15 protein-coding genes are annotated in these 18,626 nt (G+C 36.4%); 8 read left to right on the top strand and 7 right to left on the bottom strand.

Annotation, left to right across the window (positions count from 1 at the left end):
* Positions 1–245 precede the first annotated feature (245 nt).
* The 8 genes from LNTAR_RS07425 to LNTAR_RS07395 all read left to right on the top strand — a co-directional run bounded on the left by LNTAR_RS07425 (position 246) and on the right by LNTAR_RS07395 (position 9,640).
* On the top strand, positions 246–1,505 hold the full coding sequence (locus tag LNTAR_RS07425) for an IS110 family transposase (RefSeq protein WP_083799925.1): 1,260 nt from the start codon (positions 246–248) through the stop codon (positions 1,503–1,505).
* A gap of 508 nt (positions 1,506–2,013) precedes the next feature.
* Positions 2,014–2,592, top strand: a complete 579-nt coding sequence (locus LNTAR_RS27705; RefSeq protein ID WP_007278051.1) for a mannose-1-phosphate guanylyltransferase — start codon at positions 2,014–2,016, stop codon at positions 2,590–2,592.
* Between the two features lie 9 nt (positions 2,593–2,601).
* Positions 2,602–3,477: a cupin domain-containing protein gene (locus tag LNTAR_RS27700; RefSeq protein WP_007278050.1), complete on the top strand. Its 876-nt coding sequence runs from the start codon at positions 2,602–2,604 to the stop codon at positions 3,475–3,477.
* Between the two features lie 303 nt (positions 3,478–3,780).
* On the top strand, positions 3,781–4,548 hold the full coding sequence (locus LNTAR_RS07415) for a phytochelatin synthase family protein (RefSeq protein ID WP_007278049.1): 768 nt from the start codon (positions 3,781–3,783) through the stop codon (positions 4,546–4,548).
* 327 nt (positions 4,549–4,875) lie between these two features.
* A complete protein-coding gene (locus LNTAR_RS25350) occupies positions 4,876–7,893 on the top strand; it encodes a transporter substrate-binding protein (RefSeq protein WP_162026370.1) in 3,018 nt (1,005 codons plus the stop codon).
* A 465-nt stretch (positions 7,894–8,358) separates the two neighbouring features.
* The gene (locus LNTAR_RS07405) at positions 8,359–8,892 is read left to right on the top strand and encodes a hypothetical protein (RefSeq protein WP_007278047.1); all 534 of its coding nucleotides are present in this window, start codon (positions 8,359–8,361) and stop codon (positions 8,890–8,892) included.
* Positions 8,893–8,985: 93 nt separating this feature from the next.
* Positions 8,986–9,312, top strand: a complete 327-nt coding sequence (locus LNTAR_RS07400) for a hypothetical protein (RefSeq protein ID WP_007278046.1) — start codon at positions 8,986–8,988, stop codon at positions 9,310–9,312.
* A gap of 10 nt (positions 9,313–9,322) precedes the next feature.
* A complete protein-coding gene (locus LNTAR_RS07395) occupies positions 9,323–9,640 on the top strand; it encodes a hypothetical protein (protein WP_007278045.1) in 318 nt (105 codons plus the stop codon).
* Positions 9,641–9,758: 118 nt separating this feature from the next.
* On the opposite strand, the gene LNTAR_RS26565 is transcribed toward LNTAR_RS07395, so the two are convergent.
* The 7 genes from LNTAR_RS26565 to LNTAR_RS27535 are packed head-to-tail and all read right to left on the bottom strand — an operon-like array spanning position 9,759 to position 18,617.
* Positions 9,759–10,814 (bottom strand): nitroreductase family protein, encoded by a 1,056-nt coding sequence (locus LNTAR_RS26565; protein ID WP_007278044.1) that lies wholly within the window; start codon positions 10,812–10,814, stop codon positions 9,759–9,761.
* A gap of 10 nt (positions 10,815–10,824) precedes the next feature.
* Positions 10,825–11,961, bottom strand: coding sequence for a glycosyltransferase family 4 protein (locus LNTAR_RS07385; protein WP_007278043.1), 1,137 nt, complete (start codon positions 11,959–11,961; stop codon positions 10,825–10,827).
* A complete protein-coding gene (locus tag LNTAR_RS07380) occupies positions 11,958–13,211 on the bottom strand; it encodes a glycosyltransferase family 4 protein (RefSeq protein WP_007278042.1) in 1,254 nt (417 codons plus the stop codon). The genes LNTAR_RS07385 and LNTAR_RS07380 overlap by 4 nt, the downstream gene beginning before the upstream one ends.
* Entirely contained in the window at positions 13,195–14,436 is a 1,242-nt protein-coding gene (locus LNTAR_RS07375) for a polysaccharide pyruvyl transferase family protein (protein WP_007278041.1), read from the bottom strand. Before LNTAR_RS07375 ends, LNTAR_RS07380 begins: the two co-directional genes overlap by 17 nt.
* 20 nt (positions 14,437–14,456) lie before the next feature.
* Positions 14,457–15,476 carry a polysaccharide biosynthesis/export family protein gene (locus LNTAR_RS07370; RefSeq protein WP_007278040.1) on the bottom strand — a complete coding sequence of 340 codons (1,020 nt, stop codon included), beginning with the start codon at positions 15,474–15,476 and terminating at the stop codon, positions 14,457–14,459.
* Positions 15,473–16,507, bottom strand: coding sequence for a polysaccharide biosynthesis/export family protein (locus LNTAR_RS07365; protein WP_040914463.1), 1,035 nt, complete (start codon positions 16,505–16,507; stop codon positions 15,473–15,475). Before LNTAR_RS07365 ends, LNTAR_RS07370 begins: the two co-directional genes overlap by 4 nt.
* Before the next feature lies 1 nt (position 16,508).
* Positions 16,509–18,617 carry a GumC domain-containing protein gene (locus LNTAR_RS27535; RefSeq protein ID WP_007278038.1) on the bottom strand — a complete coding sequence of 703 codons (2,109 nt, stop codon included), beginning with the start codon at positions 18,615–18,617 and terminating at the stop codon, positions 16,509–16,511.
* Between the last annotated feature and the right edge of the window lie 9 nt (positions 18,618–18,626).

Here is an 18,626-nt window from a genome sequence, read left to right as displayed (position 1 = left end):
AGTCCAAGTAATTAAATAGATAAAAATAATGAGGGGGTCTGGGGTAGAAATTTTAGAATTAAAAAAGGAACATATAAATTTAATCATTCTCGATACGAATCGGCGCTCCTGTCTTTTAAAGACTTTCTGGGCATTTCGACCGGGAATGTTTACCAGCGGGACGAATACTCAGAAAGCTTCAGGCACGAATGCTATAGGAATTTCGCATGCTGTTTTTTAAATCTATATATTCCCTAGGAGTAAAAATGTATAATACAAGAACTAAAAATCCATCTGAATATCAAGTTATTATTGCGATCGACTGGGCTGATCAAAAACATGACCTACGAATTCTTAAGGATTGTGAAGAAGAATGTAAAGTTATCAGTAGCGATTTACTTACTCTCAAAAACTTCTTTGATACACTCATACTTGAAACTGTTAATGGTTCCATTGCCATTGTCATCGAGAGCTGTCAATCTGCACTGATGAATTTATTAATATCATTCACAGAGTTTGATATCTATGTGGTTCATCCTACGACTGCTTCAAAGTTTGCTAAAACATTTCATTTGAGTGGTGCTAAAAGTGACCGAGCAGATACTAAATCATTACTTGAACTGTATTTAAAACATCCTGATAAAGTTCAAAAAGTAGACTCATCTTTTTCAAAGGGGAAACTGAAGCGACTTAATATAAAAAGGCGTGATTTAGTAGATGATAGAACTCGTTTAACTAATCAATTAACTGCGTTATTGAAGATTTATTACCCAAACGCCCTCAAAGTCGTGGGCAATCATTTATATGCAGATATGTTTCTAGACTTTTTAGACAAATATCCAAGCCCGCAGGATGTTATTAATGCTCATCAAATCGGCATTACCAAATTCTTTAACAAACGCAGTACCAATCATAGTAAAACAAAAGAGAGAGTTCAAATATTACGCTCCTCCGTAATTGTTGTTAATGATGAAGATGAGTTGGATTACTACATATTTGAGATACAACAATTCTGCCACAGAATCAGGAGTTTAAATAAGGTCATTAAAGCTTATGACGAAAAAATTGAGCAAGCATATCGCAGTAATGAAGACTATGAAATGTTTCAATCTTTCCCAGGAGCAGGCCCTAGTATCGGCCCACGTCTTATGGCTTTCTTTGGGGACGATCGAGATAAATTTAAGTCTGTAAATGAGGTTCTTAAAATCAGTGAAATAGCTCCTGTGACAATTCAGAGTGGAAAAATGAATATTGTCCGAAGACGTTTTTTATGTGATAGGTTCACTCAACTTAGTTTTGTGGAGTTCGCAAATAATTCCATAAGATCGTCAATATGGGCACATGAATTTTATTATCATAAGAAAGCTCTTAACATACCTCATTTCACTATACTTAGAGCTTTGGCATACAAATGGATTCGTATCATGTATCGCTGCTGGAAAACGAGAACTCCATATAATGAAAAGACCTATCTGGAAGTATTGGAGAAAAGACAACCTGCATGGTTTCAGAAATTCGTTAATTAACCTCGTATTCTAGTTGTAAGTGCACTCAGAAAAGCCCGGAAAAAAATTAAGTCAAGTTTCTTAATTCTTGCGCGCAGCGATCTTTCAGCGCGAAGCGCGTTCTAATTTCTACCCACTTTTTAATAGCAGGAAGGATTCCTGCGCTCCCAGCAAAACCTGCAGGCCGAAGGCCGATCTGCAGTGAGCGTAGCGAACGATCTGCAAGCGCAGCGATCTGACGACTTTATGCGTGGACTATTTAGAAGCGTAAATAAACTGTGTGGTTTATGTGAACTCACCTAAAAATGAACTTTGAAAAATCCTCATATATTCCCTTAAGATTTTTATTATAAGTTATTTATGTATACACAATGAAAACTGGCCTCTTGTTTTCAATAAACTTCCTTTGTGTAAATCAACAAAGGAGTTAATACATAATAAACGAGCTCAGTCACTGCAATCATTATGATTGTCCTAAACTGGCTTAAACAAGAATGAATTTTATAAAAATTTAAACGAGGAGATTCGTATGAAGAATTTAAATATTGTCATTATGTCAGGTGGTTGTGGCTCGCGCTTATGGCCCATGTCCCGCGCCACATATCCCAAGCAATTTTTGCCACTTTGTGGGGACGAAAGCCTTTTACAAGAAACGGTAAGTAGAGTCAAGAATATTAATAAGCCGGGAGACCTCATCGTTGTTGGCAATAAAGACCATCGCTACCTAATTGCAGAGCAATTGAGACAGATAAATGTTGAATCTCCTAAAATCATCTTAGAGCCCAGTGCCCGCAACACCGCTCCTGCTATCGCTCTCGCCGCGCTGGAAGTCCAAGCATCGGACCCGGAAGCCTTATTATTGGTTTTAGCTTCCGACCATAAAATTCAGGATGACAATAAATTTTGTGAAACTGTAGAAGCGGCTCGTCAATCAGCTGAAGAAGGTGCTATCATTACTTTTGGGATCACACCCACACACCCTGCTACTGGATATGGCTATATCCGATGTGAAGAGACTGACAACACCATAAAAACCGTTGATTGCTTTGTAGAAAAACCCTGCCTTAGCAAAGCTGAAGAATACTTAAATAGGCCAAATTACTTTTAGAATTCTGGGATGTTTTTAGCCCGAGCGGATGTCTTGCTTTCTGAGTTGCGTAAATTCCGTCCCGCTATGCATCAAAATGTATGTGATTCTTATGAACTTAAACATGTGGAAGGCAGCTTTATTGCTCCGGATACAGCAGCTTTCGAAAACTGTTCCAGTGAATCAATTGATTATGCGATAATGGAACAATCCAAACGCATCAAAATGTTAGCTTTAAATACTGCCTGGTCGGATGTCGGTACTTGGAAAGAATTAGCAAAAATTAGTGAGACCGACGAGGACGGCAATAGCTGCATAGGAGATGTACTCCTGCAAAATAGTCAAAATAACTATATCCGCTCAAACAAAAAACTCTGTGCCACTGTAGGTGTCAAAGACCTCATTATTGTCAATAACGACGATGCTTTACTGATTGCTCACAAAGACGAAAGTGAGAACGTCAAGCAAATTGTCACGCAATTAGAAGCGCTCAAACGACCTGAAGCACGAACGCATCAAACTGTTAATCGTCCTTGGGGTTCTTATTGTAACATCGATCAAGATTTTGGCTTTAAAGTCAAGCATATTACAGTTAAACCCGGTGCAAAACTTTCTTTACAAAAGCACTTTCACCGAGCTGAACATTGGGTCATCGTGAAAGGCTCTGCGCTCGTCACCAATGGTGAGGAAAATATTTTACTCAGTGAAAACCAGTCCACTTATATCCCCATCGGCACACTGCATCGTCTCGAGAATCCCGGTAAAATCCCCTTGGAGCTCATTGAAGTTCAGAGTGGTAATTACCTTGAAGAAGATGATATCGTTCGTTATGATGATGATTATGGGCGAAGCAATCAAAGCATCCCTCTCAAGGTAAATAAAGATCAGAAGAAAGGGGTCAGTTAATCTCTTTTTAGGTAAACTAAAAAAATTGAAACACTGAGAAACTCATTAAGGTCACAGCCTAATCTGTGACCTTATTAGTTTATAAGCTTACTGTGTTTCAATGCTTATTTGACTTATATCAAACCCGCCTTTCCAGAACAACAATATCTGCTCGATGTAATTCCCAATTTTAAAAACTGACCTCTAAATGACCCCATCATATGATTGTGTCATACTCTGTCGACTTATAGCTTTTTATATAAACCAATCACTTAGGAAAGTAAAAATTGGAAAAATAAAGCAAGAAAGGATATGGAGGTAAACATGAAATATGTAATTATAGGTATAATCTTAAATGTGTTTTTAACTAGTTGTGGTATCAATGAAACAGCTAGTAAATTAGCCCTAAACAAATATGATCACGTCGTCAATTTAAACGCTTATGATATTCAAGAGCAAGAACCAGATAATATAGAGACATACAATTTGGAAAGTACTGACAATAGTCAATTTACTTTAATTAAATATGACTCTAACGACACCCAAAGAGACAAAATTCAGATTTTAACAAACGAAATAAGCGATAATGAAAAACGGGGAAGAATAGTAAATTACAATATTGAATCCCTTGTTGTAGAAAATAATGAATTTGTACAGAAAAATCTAAGTACAGAAATTAAAAGTTATAAAGAGATTTCCTTTAATGATATTCATGAATCTATTAATCTTTTAGTCTCACAATATCATGAAAGTAAAACCATTGATTATTCACAAACACTAAAGTTATTTCAATCACACTTAAAATCATATAGTCAATCCAATGATATATTACTCTTTAATATTGACCAAAAGTCATTTTATGGCGCAGAAGCTGAGCATGATACTTTTAGCGTTATGGCTTCATATGATTTTGAAACCGAAAATGTTTTACTAATTGAAGTTAACGAAGGTAATCAAAAACAATTTTGGGTTCATTATAAAAATCTATTCGATAATATAATGTTAAGAAAAAATGATAATTGTTGCACTTCTGGGTGGCTTAGAATATCAAAAACCACGCCATTCACTGAGTATTATTCCAAACTGAAATAGTTTTTGTTAACAGACAAATATTATGATCCTTTAATTAGGGCTAATTATTAAAAAAAGAAACTACATATCAAACTGAGCATTGAAATAGAAATATTAAAAAACAGCTAAAAACAACACTTACCCCACCTAAATTCTAGTACTCAAATAAAAGACGCATATGTATAGTTTATGATAACGAAAGCAAGTACTCGGCTCTTTGCTACAAATCACCAACCTAAAAATAATAAAAAGCGATAGTGACAACTACTTATGGAATTGAATGGTAGAATTCGACTTGATGGTCAGAAAATAAAAGAGTTAAGAGCTCAGCAATGCTTGAGCCGCGAGATGTTTTCATCAAAAAGTCAGCAAATGGGCTGTTACCTTTCAATTTCTACTTTAAAAAGAGCCGAATCTAGCAATAAAATTTATTTTCGTACCGCCCAAGATATTGCGAGTATTCTTAAGGTTAGTCTTGATGACTTACAAATAAAAGAAAGTCCACCCTCTGAACAAAGTCACCATAAAAATCCTTTATCTCGCAGCGAACAATTGCACCGCGCCTGCACGACACTTGCCCGAGTGAATAACGAAAAGAAAGGTAGCGTTATCTACATCCAGGGAGAAGCAGGGATTGGGAAATCCAGTTTTATAAATAATTTAACTGATTATGCACAAAATGCTAACTTTTTAAATTTTCGCCTTCCTATTTATGATAACGTAACAAATAGAAAAACAATTCTCCAAGACTTAATTCGACAATTCATCCATCACAGACTGAAGACAGTCACACAGCACAGCAGATGTCATTCTCATAAAAGTGACAGTAATAATGCCGAATGCCTCAAATGCTTTGCTCAAGAAGAGAACCTAAGTTACGAACACAAAAGAGCTTTATTGGCTCTTTTTGATGAGAGTGCAAGTATTCTTAAAACTATTAATTATCACGAAAGGAAGAGTTATGAGTTAGAACTCTTATTTGTTCTTATTCGAAATACACAGTCACCGATATGCCTTATTTTAGAAGATATCCACTGGGCCTCTACAGATATTATCACTACTATACAAAGCTTAACCCATGAAGCTAGAAATTGGCCCCTTGTCATTATACTATCGAGTCGCTTGATAAATAATCCAATTTATGAAATATGGAACAACTCCGTACTTAATACGCCTCTAGAGTTATTCAATCTATCACCTTTAAATGATGATGAACTCAGATCCATGATTGGCGCAGATAAAAAGTTCCCAAAAAAGGTCTATGAAAAATATATTAAATTATCCAATGGGAACCCATTGTTCTTTCAATCTTTAATAGATATGAAAACCATTTATAACGAGAGTAATATCCCACAATCTTTGAACTCTCTTATTAAACAAGAATTGAATCGCCTTAGTAAAGATGGAGTCACATTTTTAAGTAGCGCGGCCATTTTAGGCCATGAATTTGAACTAGAAGAAGTGGCGGAAATTTTTAAAATTAGAGGCTATACGCCACAGGAATTAGTCAATTGTAATTTTCTTCAACAAGTCAAAGACAAGCACTTTATATTTAATCACGACTTAATAAGACAAGGTATTTATCAGCATATTACTGAAGAGTTAAAAAAAGAACTACATGAACTAGCCTCAACTTTTTATAAAGACAAAGATCAACTAAAATTCACTTTCCATTTACGCAAGGCACACCAAGTGGAAGAAGCCTTGAGTGCAATTAATGATTTTGCTAAAAATCTATATGAAAAACACGATTATTGTGAAGCCCTAAATCAAGTTGATGTTGCCTTATCCCTCCCAGGAAAGAAAAACCTTTATTCTCTGTATTATTTAAAAGGGGTTTTATTGAAGGTTCTTGATCTTCCCGCCAAAGCGACTCAATATTTAGAAAAAGCTTTACAAGAAGCTGAAAACAAGCAAGATAAATTAGAAATTCGACTCGAACTCACAGAAATATATGCGGTTAATCAGCGACTCGAGCTGTCTGAAGAACATTTAGAAGCCGCCAAAAAACTCCTTACCGGCAATGAGAGTGCTGAGGTAGTAAATAATATAAAAAAATATCAAAATTACATAAAAAAATGTACATTCTCACTCAATAATACACATACTAAACTTCAATACCAAACATCCAGCGTATTCAAGACTAGTATTCAAAACTTAGATTCTCCCCACCAGCCGAGTACAGATTGCCAACTAAAGAAGCAACATAAGATAGCTTTGTTACATTCTGTTACAGGCCCTCTCAAAGAACACGAAGAAGGCGTGATCAAATCTTGCATAATAGCCTTTGAAGAAATAAATAAAAATGGAGGACTACTAGATCACAGTATTGAATACGAAATTTATGATGGCCAATCAGATGAATACATATTCCGTGAGCAAGCAGAAAAAATTATCAATGATCATCACATTACAAGTATTTTTGGATGCTCTACATCATCCACCAGAAAACAGGTAAAAACTGTTGTCGAGAAAAGAAATAGCCTACTTGTATACCCTTATCATTACGAAGGCCTAGAGTCATCTAAAAACATCATCTACACAGGTCCCACGTCCAATCTCCAAGCCTTACCCATTATTGATTGGCTTATGAATACAACTAATGCAGATTCTTTTTATTTTGTTGGTTCAGATTATGTCTATCCAGTGGTTACAAATGAAATACTCAAAGACGCTGTACACGAATATGATGGAAAGATAGTTGGCGAAGATTATCGTCCTATTGGTTCAAGTGATTTTGAAGATATCATTGAAGGTATTAAACAAGCTAATCCTTCTGTAATTATATTAACATTAGCCTCAATAGAAAGTAACAAAGCTTTTCTAAAAACATTCCATGAATCGGGCATCAATAAGGATGGTAGAATAAATCTAGTTTCCTTAGTTTTGTCAGATAGAGATATTGATCATATTCCTATTACCCATTGCCAAGGGCTTTATAGTATATTTAGTTATTTCCAAAATAATGATAACTATAGCAATAATGACTTTATACAAAAATTTAAATCGAAATATGGTAAAAATGAACGCATTAGTGGGTACATGGAGTCGGCTTATGTGGGAGTTAAACTTTGGGCTAAAGCTGTTCAAAAATGCAAAACTTTTTCTCCTGAAAAAATAACTGAAGCCATTAAAGGTTTAACCTATTACGGACCTGGTGGCATAGCCTATGTCGATGAAAAAAATCAACATATATGGAGACACACACACATAGCTCAAGTTGGAAATGATGGAGAATTCCATGTCCAATGGTCTTCTGAACAACCCATAGCACCCTCTCCCTACCCACTATCCAGGTCTGAGAATGAATGGAATATTTTTTTAGAAAAATCAAAAAAGCGCTGGGAAGGTAGCTGGGGCATCTAATCACCCTCCCATCTGATCTATATTCAAGCATAGTATTTTACTATATCAGCTTGAGGAACAAGTCTAAATACTAGTTTATTTAAGATCTTAACCATGCAACTTATTACCCACTTAGTCTGCATATCGCAATATTATACCAGGCTGTAAAGATTCTGATATCTATCCCCTCATTAGCCACTTCTCAACTCAGTAGAACCGTAATACCCCCCTTTCTTTTCAATAACATTACAAAGTCCTTTAGCTCATAGACTCTAATAATAATATAGTATTGAAATCATTTCATCTTTTTATTTAAACAACACCTACAACTTTAGGTGATATTTTTTAACATGAAAAACATACAGTTCTATTCCACGAACTAAAAGGAATTGTATCTGACCTCTAACTTAACCATTAATAAATTTGGGTTTTAAATAAAAAACTATTATTTTTTTAACTCTTCCAAAATATTAGGAGTCTTCAAATATGAGTACGATAGCAAACCAATCCACTATAGTAGATCCCCGCTGCAATTGGACATCATTCTCAACGATTAACTCTCACAGAGCCGATCTATTTAAAAAACAAATTAAAAAAAGTACTGGTCAAAACTACACCCCGCTTTCTGAGAGCATTAACACCAAGTGTAATAAAATTAAGAAATTCCGATGCTATCGCTATATAAAAAGTAAAATAAGATTTTTCTTGATTGAACTGTCTGAAAATGTTCCCGGGAAAATTAAAATTTTACAAATATCACCGTTCCACTCTTGGAAAAAATTAACAAAAGAATTCTGTCAACTTTCTAACAAAGTTTTTCTTCAATTCATTAAAGATACTCATTATGTTAAGTATCTTCCTCTTGGTCATGATTTAGAGTACATGAACGAGGGAACTAAATTTAATTTTTCTTGCATAGCTCTAATGAATGACTTAGAGGACTCCCCACTCCCACTCAAATTAAGTGTTTTTCAAGATTCTGATTCTAAACTTCACTTTTTACAGATTGACCATTTATAAACAACTGAGCTCTAAATGAACTCCTTTGATTCTTGCTACTGAGCTCGTAAAACAATAGTTTATTAATATGGAATCGTATTTAAGAGGTTAACAATGGAAACAGTTTTTATGAAAGCTAGCATGAATGTCTCGGATTACTTTCAAGGTAATCTTACACAAATAGTGAAAGATAGCTACAAGTCATTAAAAATTACTTTTTCCAAAGTTAATGCTCAAATGAGTCTAGAGTTGTCGAAAACACATGCTGTTAAGCCATTTCTTTTTTCTATTTTTGGGAAGGTAAAATCATATAGATCAAATAATACACTTATAACTTTAGAATCATATAAGACTACAAACACTATAGAAATCATAGCTCTTGAACATATTAATTTCTTGCAATGTTTAACAAAAACTATTTTTAAAACTGAAGTATCTTGAGGAGGATCATATGAAAACAGCTGTAATCTTTTGCGATAAAATATCTGAACGTCGATTATGTCAAACTATTAAAGAATTTTTGAATATAAAAACTCGATTTAATTTTTTTAATTATTCTACAGATTTTAATACTGATAATTTGAAAGTGGAAATTTTAAAAAATTATGGTGGGGACGATATCGAGGGCAAATATTATAAATGGTATATAGATATATCTTCCGATACTACAGATAATGAAGAGTTTGAAGAAAGCATACATAAATTGAATACAAAATTAGAATCAAAATGTGCTACTTGGACTGACTGGAATTATTATCTGAATCTATAATTGCAGTAATATATGCCTTTTTGGCTTCATAAGCATCATCATACTCAATATTTAGTCAGCTTTATAATTATCTATTAATTTGCGTCATAAAGCGACACAAAACCACTCTCCATTCAAATTATAATCCACACTGGCTTAGAGGTTTATCCATAATGGTACAGAGTTCATCCATGGGTTTTCTCTTTGATTGAGCAACGGAAAATTCGTCTTTGAGATTACCACAGGCAATCATCATTATGATTGAATGAGAATGAGGAATGCCACTTGCATTTTTCAGAGCTAAATCTCGTTTTGGGTTGACGCTCCAATTTAAGGGACAACTTGCAATCCCAAGTGAATGCAAGGCATAAATTACACTCATTGCATAGAGACCACCATCAATCCAAGCTTGATTTCTCTCCGATGAAGAAAAGAAACATGACAAGTCCGCTGTAACCGTAATGACTGAGTCAACCTGATCGCCAAAACCTCTATTCCCTAACTGGTAGGATAAAACACTGCTCGCTTTCTCTTTTCCTTGAGCAATAAAGGCATGATAACATTGACGATTACAAACGCTTGGTGTTTTTGAGGCAAGATAAATCGCTTTTTGAAGATCTTTAAGATTTAAGGCTTGCTCGGAGAATTGACGCATGGAATATCGCCCCATAAAAAAATCTTCCAAGTCCATTTTTGTTTTAAATAAATATTCTTCTTTAGTATAATGGATCACACCTGCAGCTTCGTTTTTTGAATTTTTAAATTCAAAAACAGTATTCCCCAAATCCTCTAGTAAGTTTTCTAAATCTTTATCCAAACTATCATTTTTTACGTTGAAATCGACATATTTTTGCATGACGCAATAAGCAATATCTAGACGTGAATTGAAGCCAAAGCGCTGATAGTATTCTTCAACATTAGCAATAAGTCTTTTCACTACCGCCACACCAAAACCTGGTCGCGGTTTTGTAATGGCGAGTGCTTTTTCCACCTTGTGTGCATCGGCTTGGATAAGAGCCAACAATTGATAACTCGTTTTCACCCTCCCATTAGATTTTAAATAAAAGATAGAAATCGCGTAGGAGGAAAATTTTCTGAAACGACTCCAATCATAAAGAACTTGGCGAAAAAGATCACAGAAGACTTGGACAAAGTTTAGATAAAACTTAAGGCGATATTTAATACTCTCAGTCATCGATTTCTCCTTATAGTCCCGCAAGACATTTTTCATATGATGCGTACACATTTTTCGCTGTGCGATCCCAGCAAAAACTATTAGCATAATCAAAATTCTTCTCAATATCTTGGAGATAATGAGAACTCTCAAGAGTTTTGGTGATACATGAGTAAATATCTTCAACGCTGTAAGGATCAAAATTTGGAGTTCTACCTTCAGAGATCTCGAGCAAGGAGCTCGTGTTCGAACAAATCACAGGGGCGCCGCAAGCCATGGCCTCTATCACTGGGAAACCAAAACCCTCAAATAAAGATGGATAAACACAAAGCTCTGCTGCCGAGTAGATAACTGGGAGCATTGCGCTCGCGGTAAATCCTGTAAAAACCACATCGTCTTTCACTGGTGATTCATCAACGCGTTGATAAAATTCCGCTGCCCCATTCCAGTCTGATCCAACTAAGAGAAGCTTATAGTCGCTGGGGTGAAGCTTTTTAAATTTCTCAAAAGCTTCGAGTAAACGAAAATGGTTTTTCCCTTTGGGTTCAATTCTGGAAACATAACACAAGAAAGGAGAATCTATGCCAAACTCTTCTTTTACTTGTTGCTTTGCATATTCTTTGATGCGTGGATAAAATAAATTTTGATTGATCCCCGAGTAAATCACATCAATCTTATCTTCATCATAACCGATGAATTTCACAATATCTTTTTTGGAAAACTCACTCACAGTAATAATTCTATCACAGCGTTTGATTAAAGATGGGACGATTTTCCTATTGTAAAACATTCTCATTTTATCGTATTTGCCATCAATATTAAATGTGGCTAGATCGTGAACTGTGGCAATGAGTGGACACTTTTTCACATAGGGAATTCTGCGATAACTCGGAACGTGCAATAAATCAATATTCTTTAAGACTCCTGATAAGGGCAAATAACTATTATGCCATAAAATACTTAAGACTGGATTCGAAAAGAGCGATGTAGAAATATTGAATTTCAAATGGTCGTTTTTCGCAATTAAGTGACTATCGTTTTCGGGCAAAAGCATTTTAAGTGTTTCAACTTGTTTGACATCACCCATAGCTTTTACTAAGTCGATAATGTATCTGGCCACTCCGCTGCGTCCGCCTTGTAGGACAAATGATGATAGGGCTACATTCATTTTACATCTCCTTTTTTTTCTATGAGTTCACAATAAAGATTTTGCAGGTTTTGAACTAGGGCCTGCCAACTGTATTTTTTTACTTCAATGGAAGCCTGAGTCTTTAGTTGAGATTTAAGTTTTTCGTCATCGAGCTGACACATTTTTTCTAAGAGGTCTTCTTGATCATTCGCAGTGAAATGAAGAATATCCTGCTGGTCATGACTAAAAGCTTGAATGCCCGGGAGGCGTGACGCGATGACAGGTGTTCCCGCCGCCCAAGCCTCGAGTATCACAATACCAAAAGGCTCGTGCTGCGAGGGCAATACAAAAAAATCTGCTCCCGCATAAGCTTCTGCAATCATCGTATCTTGAGGTTCAAAGCCAGGTATAATTATGACCTTGTCTTCTAAATCGTAGTTTTGGATGTCCTGCAAAATTTCTTCGTGGTAATCTTCGACTGTTATAGGACCCGCAATCACTAATTTATAATTGGGATGAGTCTGACTATACTTCGCGAAAGATTTCACCAAGAGTCGCTGATTTTTTTGAAAATCAATTCTGGATAAGCAGAGGATATATTTTTCGTCATCCGCAATACCAAATTTATTTCTAAAGGCATCGGCCGTCTTGTTAGCGAACTTATCGAGTTCAACACCATTGGGAAAATAGACAATTTTATTCTTTGGGTAAAGTTCTTTTAGTTTGAGGTATTCATTGCGATCAACGCAAATTACCGCATCCGCGCCTGACACCGTTTTTCTAGAGCCCAGAAGCCAACCAAAAGCCTTGCCCCATTCTAATTTACCTTCAAAGGGGCTCATCATTTTTGTGGCTTCTGATTTTGGAAGCGTCAGGTAATTTCCATGTAAACTCACGACATATGGGATCTTTTTGAACTTTGCCACTGTCCTAGCTATTCCTCCTAAACGGTGCTGAACATGTGTGTGAATAACTGAAGGACGCTTTCCCAATAGTAATCTGAAGAACATTGGTAAAGAGAGTGGGCTTCCTCCCTTGAGTTTTAATTTTTCTTTGGCTTCACGGCTTAGAAATAACCAAGGAAAAATATAGGAAAAACGATGGACTTTTACACCATCTAAATCCTCTTCTTTTTTATCGCAAAAAATATCCGTGGTGTAAATATGGTTACTGATGCCATTCTTCATCATTTGCGAACAATAATTATAAACGACGGCTTCAGTCCCTCCCCATTTGTCTAAGACAAATCGTCGGGCAATATGGTATACGCTATCAAGCTGAGCGGGCATGGAGTTTCTCCTCTGTTAGTTCAATAACAGAGTGAAGCATATCCAATGCCAGTTTTAAATCTTTGGTCATATTTGCACGAACTTTTTGACTTTTAAGCCCAAAATCGGCCTTATTTTTCAAGAAGGTTTTTAATTGTTCTTCCATCAAATTAAGATCTACATGTTCCACGGATCCACATGAGCGCAAATCGTAACGTTCTAGAAAAGTGTCAACTTTACTTCCGCGACTGATGCCTATGAGAGGCACATGGTTAATGGACCCGAGGATGAGTAAATGCAGACGGCTACTAATAATTGTATCCATTTCAGCGGCCAAAGTCACCACTTCTGAAGCTTGATTACATCCCTTTACCACAGTGCAATTTTCTTTGTGATTCATCAGACCTTTAATCTGAGTCATTAATTCAGCATCACTTATTGGGTTCATAGGAATAAAAAAGATGTTGGCAGAGAATTTTTCTATCCAGCTATCCATTTTTTTTGCTAGGTCTAAGAGATTATTGACACAGCGTTGAGCGGAGATGCAAACCGCAATTTTTTTGCGTTTTTGACCAAGTAAAAAGCGACTTGTTTCATCAAGTCTACTTAAAGCACCTTGAGAAGAGCTCAATTGTAAAGCTAGGTCTGCACCACGAGCAATATTTAATCCTGGGCATGTACGGCTTAAGTTATTGCAGCTATCCTGATTACGCAGTGCAATCAGCTCGGCGCCTGCGAGCATGCTATGCATTTTGCTATGCATTTTCTTAACTTGGTGATTTTCATAGAGGCCGGTAAAATCGAGTGTATGGGCGGTAAGTTTACTTAAGTTTGATAAGAGATTTTTCTTTCTTCCTGGCTGCAGTGTGAATTTTGCGGGGTTAAGCTCAGAATTCATTCCCGTTCCAAAAACGACATAAGGTGTATTGGCGTTTTTGCACATACTCAAAATTTCCATGGCATCATCAGGATAATCGGAAAGACCCGTAGCACCACTCCAAATAAATAGGTCATGATCCTTGATCGTATCCTGTGCTTTTTGGCGGTCATAGTTGACGTGACTAAAACCAAAGAGAGGGCATGTCTTTACCTTCAAAAGCTTCTGAGTTTCAACTCCGTCATCTGTGCTTACGCATATCTCTGCCTCAGGTTTAATTTCGCGTACCATTGTCACAATACCTTCTAGGATTGCTTCATCACCAATGTTGTTTCTACCAAAAGGAACTCCGCCTAATAATATTTTCATTTTATTTACTCCAGTTTTTATTAATAATTATCATCGATTGTATTAGCTGCTGCAGATGAGGCGACCGTTTGGACAAAGGCTCGGATTGCGACCTTCGCTAAACGTTCTAGATCTGCAGTTGAATCTTCTGGGACATAAACGATATCACCGGGCTTAAGCAGCACATCGGGGCTATCTCCATGTAAAATATCGTTTATATTAAAAACTAATTTTTCGGGTTTACTTAAAGAGCCGCGAATAACCACCACATTGGGAGAGGCATATTCTTTAATCCCTCTTGACTCAGTAATGGCTTGGATAAGTGTCAGGCTATTAAGGTACATAATCTGCCTTGGGTAGTTCACCTCGCCCAATGTATAAATTTTCTTCGATAGCGCGCTGGGGATATGGAGGTAATCACCATTTTTGAGTGTTAAATCAAACTCTGTTTTTCCTTTTAAAACGAGCGCATTAAAATCCACTGTAAGTTGTGCACCATCGCGCATCAGAAAGGCGTGTTCGAGATCGGCTAAATCTACTGTAGAGTTACGAAACTCACCACTCTTGAATCCACCTGCATTGGCGATCGCTTCTAAGATGGACACATTACCATTTAAAACTTTTTTACCAGGAAATTTAATCTGTCCGCCGATTGTGTAACTTTGGCTATTAAAGGAAAGGGGCACAACGCTAACAATGATGTGTTTCCTTTTTTTCTGAATGATGGCTTGAATTTCTTCACGAAGTTGCATGATGGTTTTCCCACTTGCTTTCACTGGTCCAGTCAACAAGAATGAAATGTAACCACGAGAGTCAATGATTAGGTTTCTCTCCGCCTGAAAGTTACCGTAAATACTTACTTTGATGGTGTCGCCATTGCCAAGGACATACTCTTGAGTTTGAGCCGCTTCTTTTGGATTCTTTGGTTCTGACTTCTGAGCCTTTTGCTCGCCTGCGATTTCTTCTTGTTGCTGACTAGTAGCCTCAACTTTTTCTGTATTTGTTTCTGCTGCAAGGCTCACAAATACTAAGCTGAAAATTATTAATAAAAACTGCCTCATCTATCATCCTCCAAACCAAGTACATCTTCAGAAAAATCACGTCCCAAGCGTCGGCCAAATGATGAGGCGAATACATTGCAGGCCAAGCGTGTGAGTTCCGCAAGGAATTTGTAAGGCTTCTCAGGAACAAAAATGATATCGCCTGGCTGAAGGTAAAGATCATGTTCTTCTCCCGATAAAATGGCCTCAAGGTTTACCTCATAAACTTCAGGATCTTGAAGGTCGCCACGAATAATCAAAACCTGTTTTAAATAAGCGTCTTTATTCAAGCCACGACCACTTTCAGAAAGTAGACTTATGATTGTCATTTCGTCGTTGTAAGCCGCTGGGTAAGCCGCATTCACTGCACCTAAGATGTAGACTTCTTGAGATAGCCCCGAAGCAATATAAATATAATCACCTGGATGAACGTATATATTTTGGCTCGCATCACCTTTTTCAATAAGGGCATGGAAATCTACGGGGATTGCCTCTCCCTCACGGATAATAAATGATTTTTTAAGCGACGCGACTTGAATGGTCGTGCCTCGAAAAACGCCGTCCATCAAGCCTCCTGCCTGAGTGACCGCTTGTCTTAAAGTAAGTGAACTCAATAAATTATACTGCCCTGGCGACTTCACTTTACCTATAATTGAGAAGCTACTACTAGTACTTTTTACTGGGAGAACTGAAACCTCGGGATTATTGAATAACTTTAAAACCTTGCTTTTAATTTGTTCAGAAATTTCTTCAACATACAATCCTTCTCCTTGAACCGTGACTCCGAAGAGGTAATAAACCTTACCATCGGGAGCGACCGTCACAGTGCTAAGTGTGTTACTTTGTCCGAAGATCGAAATTTCCAGCGCATCTCCTATTTCTACTAGATTTCTTTCTGTCTTATATGGAGAGAAAAATTTTGGGTCAATCGCTTTACGCTTGATAGTTGTTTCTTGTTGGAGTTTAGGATAACCCGTGATCTTGATTGGCTTTCTATGTGTGGTACAAGAAAACATAAAACATAGAGTCCCTATGAGCATAATAATTTTCATCTTATACCTGCAATAATGGTTCTTTAACTTTATCCAAAATGAAGCCTTCTGGGCAGATGCCCTTAAATTCCATTTCTTTAAGTTTTTGAAGTAAATTTGCACGCTTAGTATGGCAAGCATCGACCACATAGAAGTACCAATCTGCAAAGTTAATAATTCCTAATTGGGCTTTATCAATTTCTTCGGTCGTCAAAGAAACAATGATAAAATCATAGTCATAACTCAATTTCTTTAAACGGTCCAGCAGGCCAGTGAACAAGACTTGTCCTTCGCTGGTGATGTGTGCCGTGTCAATCAAAGACTCCTCGTTAGAATCCATTGCGAGATCCCATGAAGGCGTACGGTCACTTGCCTCAAAATTATGGCTGTAAGTGATCATCAATACTGATTTGTTTTTTGCTGTCAAAAACTTCACCAAGTTTTCTGATGCATCACAATCAGTTTGAGATTGAAGGCAGATCACGTTATTAAGAGACTGTGGATTATTCATCCCTACTAATTTGGCAAATTCTTTGAACATATTTTTTTCTAAGTTATGACTTTCGGTTAATTGCATGACACAGGGAATATTGAAATTAATGTCTAGTTGCTTCTTTGTTTTGATCGATTGATCTAAAACGCAATTAATGAGAAGATACATAAAGCTGATGAGGCAAGTTAAAACTACTGTTCCTGGCACCAAGGCAAGAAGCTTTATCGGCTGAATTAACGAAGCTTGATCTGAAAATTCATAAAGAGTTAAATCTTTAATCTCACTTTTCATCATAATCTCAACATCTTGTTGCTTTTTACGCAAAACATCTAAAAGTTGTGCAGTCGCTTCTCTTTTGCGAAGGGTATCGTCGAGTTTCATTTCTTTTTCAGGTACCGCGTAGAGTTCTTTTTTCTGTTGCTCTAAATTTAGCTGAATTGATTCGATGCGATTCATTGCTGATTTCAACTGTCCCTCGGATCTTGCAATTTCCATATAAACTTCTTGTTTGCGGGTATTAGGCATATAAACTTTTTGAAGTGTCGATTTAATATCCTGGGAGGCCAATTGTTTTTTGAGACCTTCAATTTTTTCTTGAATGGCAAGGATTTTAGGATTGCCTTCACCGTAGATTGATTGCGCATTAAACAAAGACATTTTTGTATTAGTTAATTGGGCTTTTAATGGGTTATCTTCATAGGAATTACGTACCACTTCATCTGGCATTTTTGCATATTCAGCTTTCAAAACTTCCAATTGAACTTGTTGCTTCTTATAATCAATTTTTGCTTCGAGTAGGTTGCGCTCTTGTAAGCTCATTGCTTCCATAATAATACGGTATTGACCACGCGTATTAAGTGCTCCATTTTTTTTCATTGCCTGAGCAATCAGTCGATCTTGTACAATCATGTCTTGTTCAGTTAGCTTAACCTGATTAGAGAGATTGCTGTATTTTTCTTGAAAGTGGCGATAGTAGTAGTTTTTACTTGATGCAATACCTAGCTCAGCCAAAATATTCGCCGTATTAATAGCTTGACCTTCATTGCGGCTTGTCACTTCAATATTGATGAGTTTTGATTTCTTATCAAAAATTACATTGATCGCGGCTTTTAACTCACTAATTGTTTTATATTCCGGCAAACGTATAAGTGCATTTTTAAGAAGTTCTTTATGTTGAAGCATAGCTAAGCTCGTACTAGTAGGTAGAACCTGCTTACTCTCAAATTTAATCTCTTTATACAGCATTTTACTATGCGCAACATAAACCTGTTTACTTCCCCATTTTGTATAAGTAAAATAAATTGCTACCCCAGTCATCATAATGATAAAGACGATCAAGTAAGGAAGTCTTTTTTTGATATCTATGAGAATGCTCATCCAATCAAAGTTGGCAAAAATATTTTTTCTATCGAAACCCTTAAACACTTTATCTTGAAAAGGATGACGACCTGAAATATCTGTCAAAATATCTTTTGTAGAGTTCATACCCATGTCAGTGTGTTGAGTTCTAGGAATATTTAAACCTTTATCAACCACACTGCCTTCATGGGAATCGTCATGTCCCTTAGATTTAATTAAACTATTGAAGCTTAATGACTTTTGAACAGGACGATCAATATTGTTTTTTCTAAATTCCATGACGACTGA

The organism is Lentisphaera araneosa HTCC2155, from assembly GCF_000170755.1.
Lineage (GTDB): Bacteria > Verrucomicrobiota > Lentisphaeria > Lentisphaerales > Lentisphaeraceae > Lentisphaera > Lentisphaera araneosa.
This window is presented reverse-complemented; position numbering and strand designations above follow the sequence as displayed.

Excerpts from the sequence above, each read along its gene's own strand:
- LNTAR_RS07415 (WP_007278049.1), top strand. The coding sequence starts at position 3,781 with ATGAAATATGTAATTATAGGTATAATCTTAAATGTGTTTTTAACTAGT.
- LNTAR_RS26565 (WP_007278044.1), bottom strand. The coding sequence starts at position 10,814 with ATGACTGAGAGTATTAAATATCGCCTTAAGTTTTATCTAAACTTTGTC.
- LNTAR_RS07375 (WP_007278041.1), bottom strand. The coding sequence starts at position 14,436 with ATGAAAATATTATTAGGCGGAGTTCCTTTTGGTAGAAACAACATTGGT.
- LNTAR_RS27535 (WP_007278038.1), bottom strand. The coding sequence starts at position 18,617 with ATGGAATTTAGAAAAAACAATATTGATCGTCCTGTTCAAAAGTCATTA.
- LNTAR_RS25350 (WP_162026370.1), top strand. The coding sequence starts at position 4,876 with ATGTTTTCATCAAAAAGTCAGCAAATGGGCTGTTACCTTTCAATTTCT.
- LNTAR_RS07365 (WP_040914463.1), bottom strand. The coding sequence starts at position 16,507 with ATGAAAATTATTATGCTCATAGGGACTCTATGTTTTATGTTTTCTTGT.
- LNTAR_RS07405 (WP_007278047.1), top strand. The coding sequence starts at position 8,359 with ATGAGTACGATAGCAAACCAATCCACTATAGTAGATCCCCGCTGCAAT.
- LNTAR_RS07380 (WP_007278042.1), bottom strand. The coding sequence starts at position 13,211 with ATGCCCGCTCAGCTTGATAGCGTATACCATATTGCCCGACGATTTGTC.
- LNTAR_RS07400 (WP_007278046.1), top strand. The coding sequence starts at position 8,986 with ATGGAAACAGTTTTTATGAAAGCTAGCATGAATGTCTCGGATTACTTT.
- LNTAR_RS07370 (WP_007278040.1), bottom strand. The coding sequence starts at position 15,476 with ATGAGGCAGTTTTTATTAATAATTTTCAGCTTAGTATTTGTGAGCCTT.
- LNTAR_RS07395 (WP_007278045.1), top strand. The coding sequence starts at position 9,323 with ATGAAAACAGCTGTAATCTTTTGCGATAAAATATCTGAACGTCGATTA.
- LNTAR_RS27700 (WP_007278050.1), top strand. The coding sequence starts at position 2,602 with ATGTTTTTAGCCCGAGCGGATGTCTTGCTTTCTGAGTTGCGTAAATTC.
- LNTAR_RS07425 (WP_083799925.1), top strand. The coding sequence starts at position 246 with ATGTATAATACAAGAACTAAAAATCCATCTGAATATCAAGTTATTATT.
- LNTAR_RS07385 (WP_007278043.1), bottom strand. The coding sequence starts at position 11,961 with ATGAATGTAGCCCTATCATCATTTGTCCTACAAGGCGGACGCAGCGGA.
- LNTAR_RS27705 (WP_007278051.1), top strand. The coding sequence starts at position 2,014 with ATGAAGAATTTAAATATTGTCATTATGTCAGGTGGTTGTGGCTCGCGC.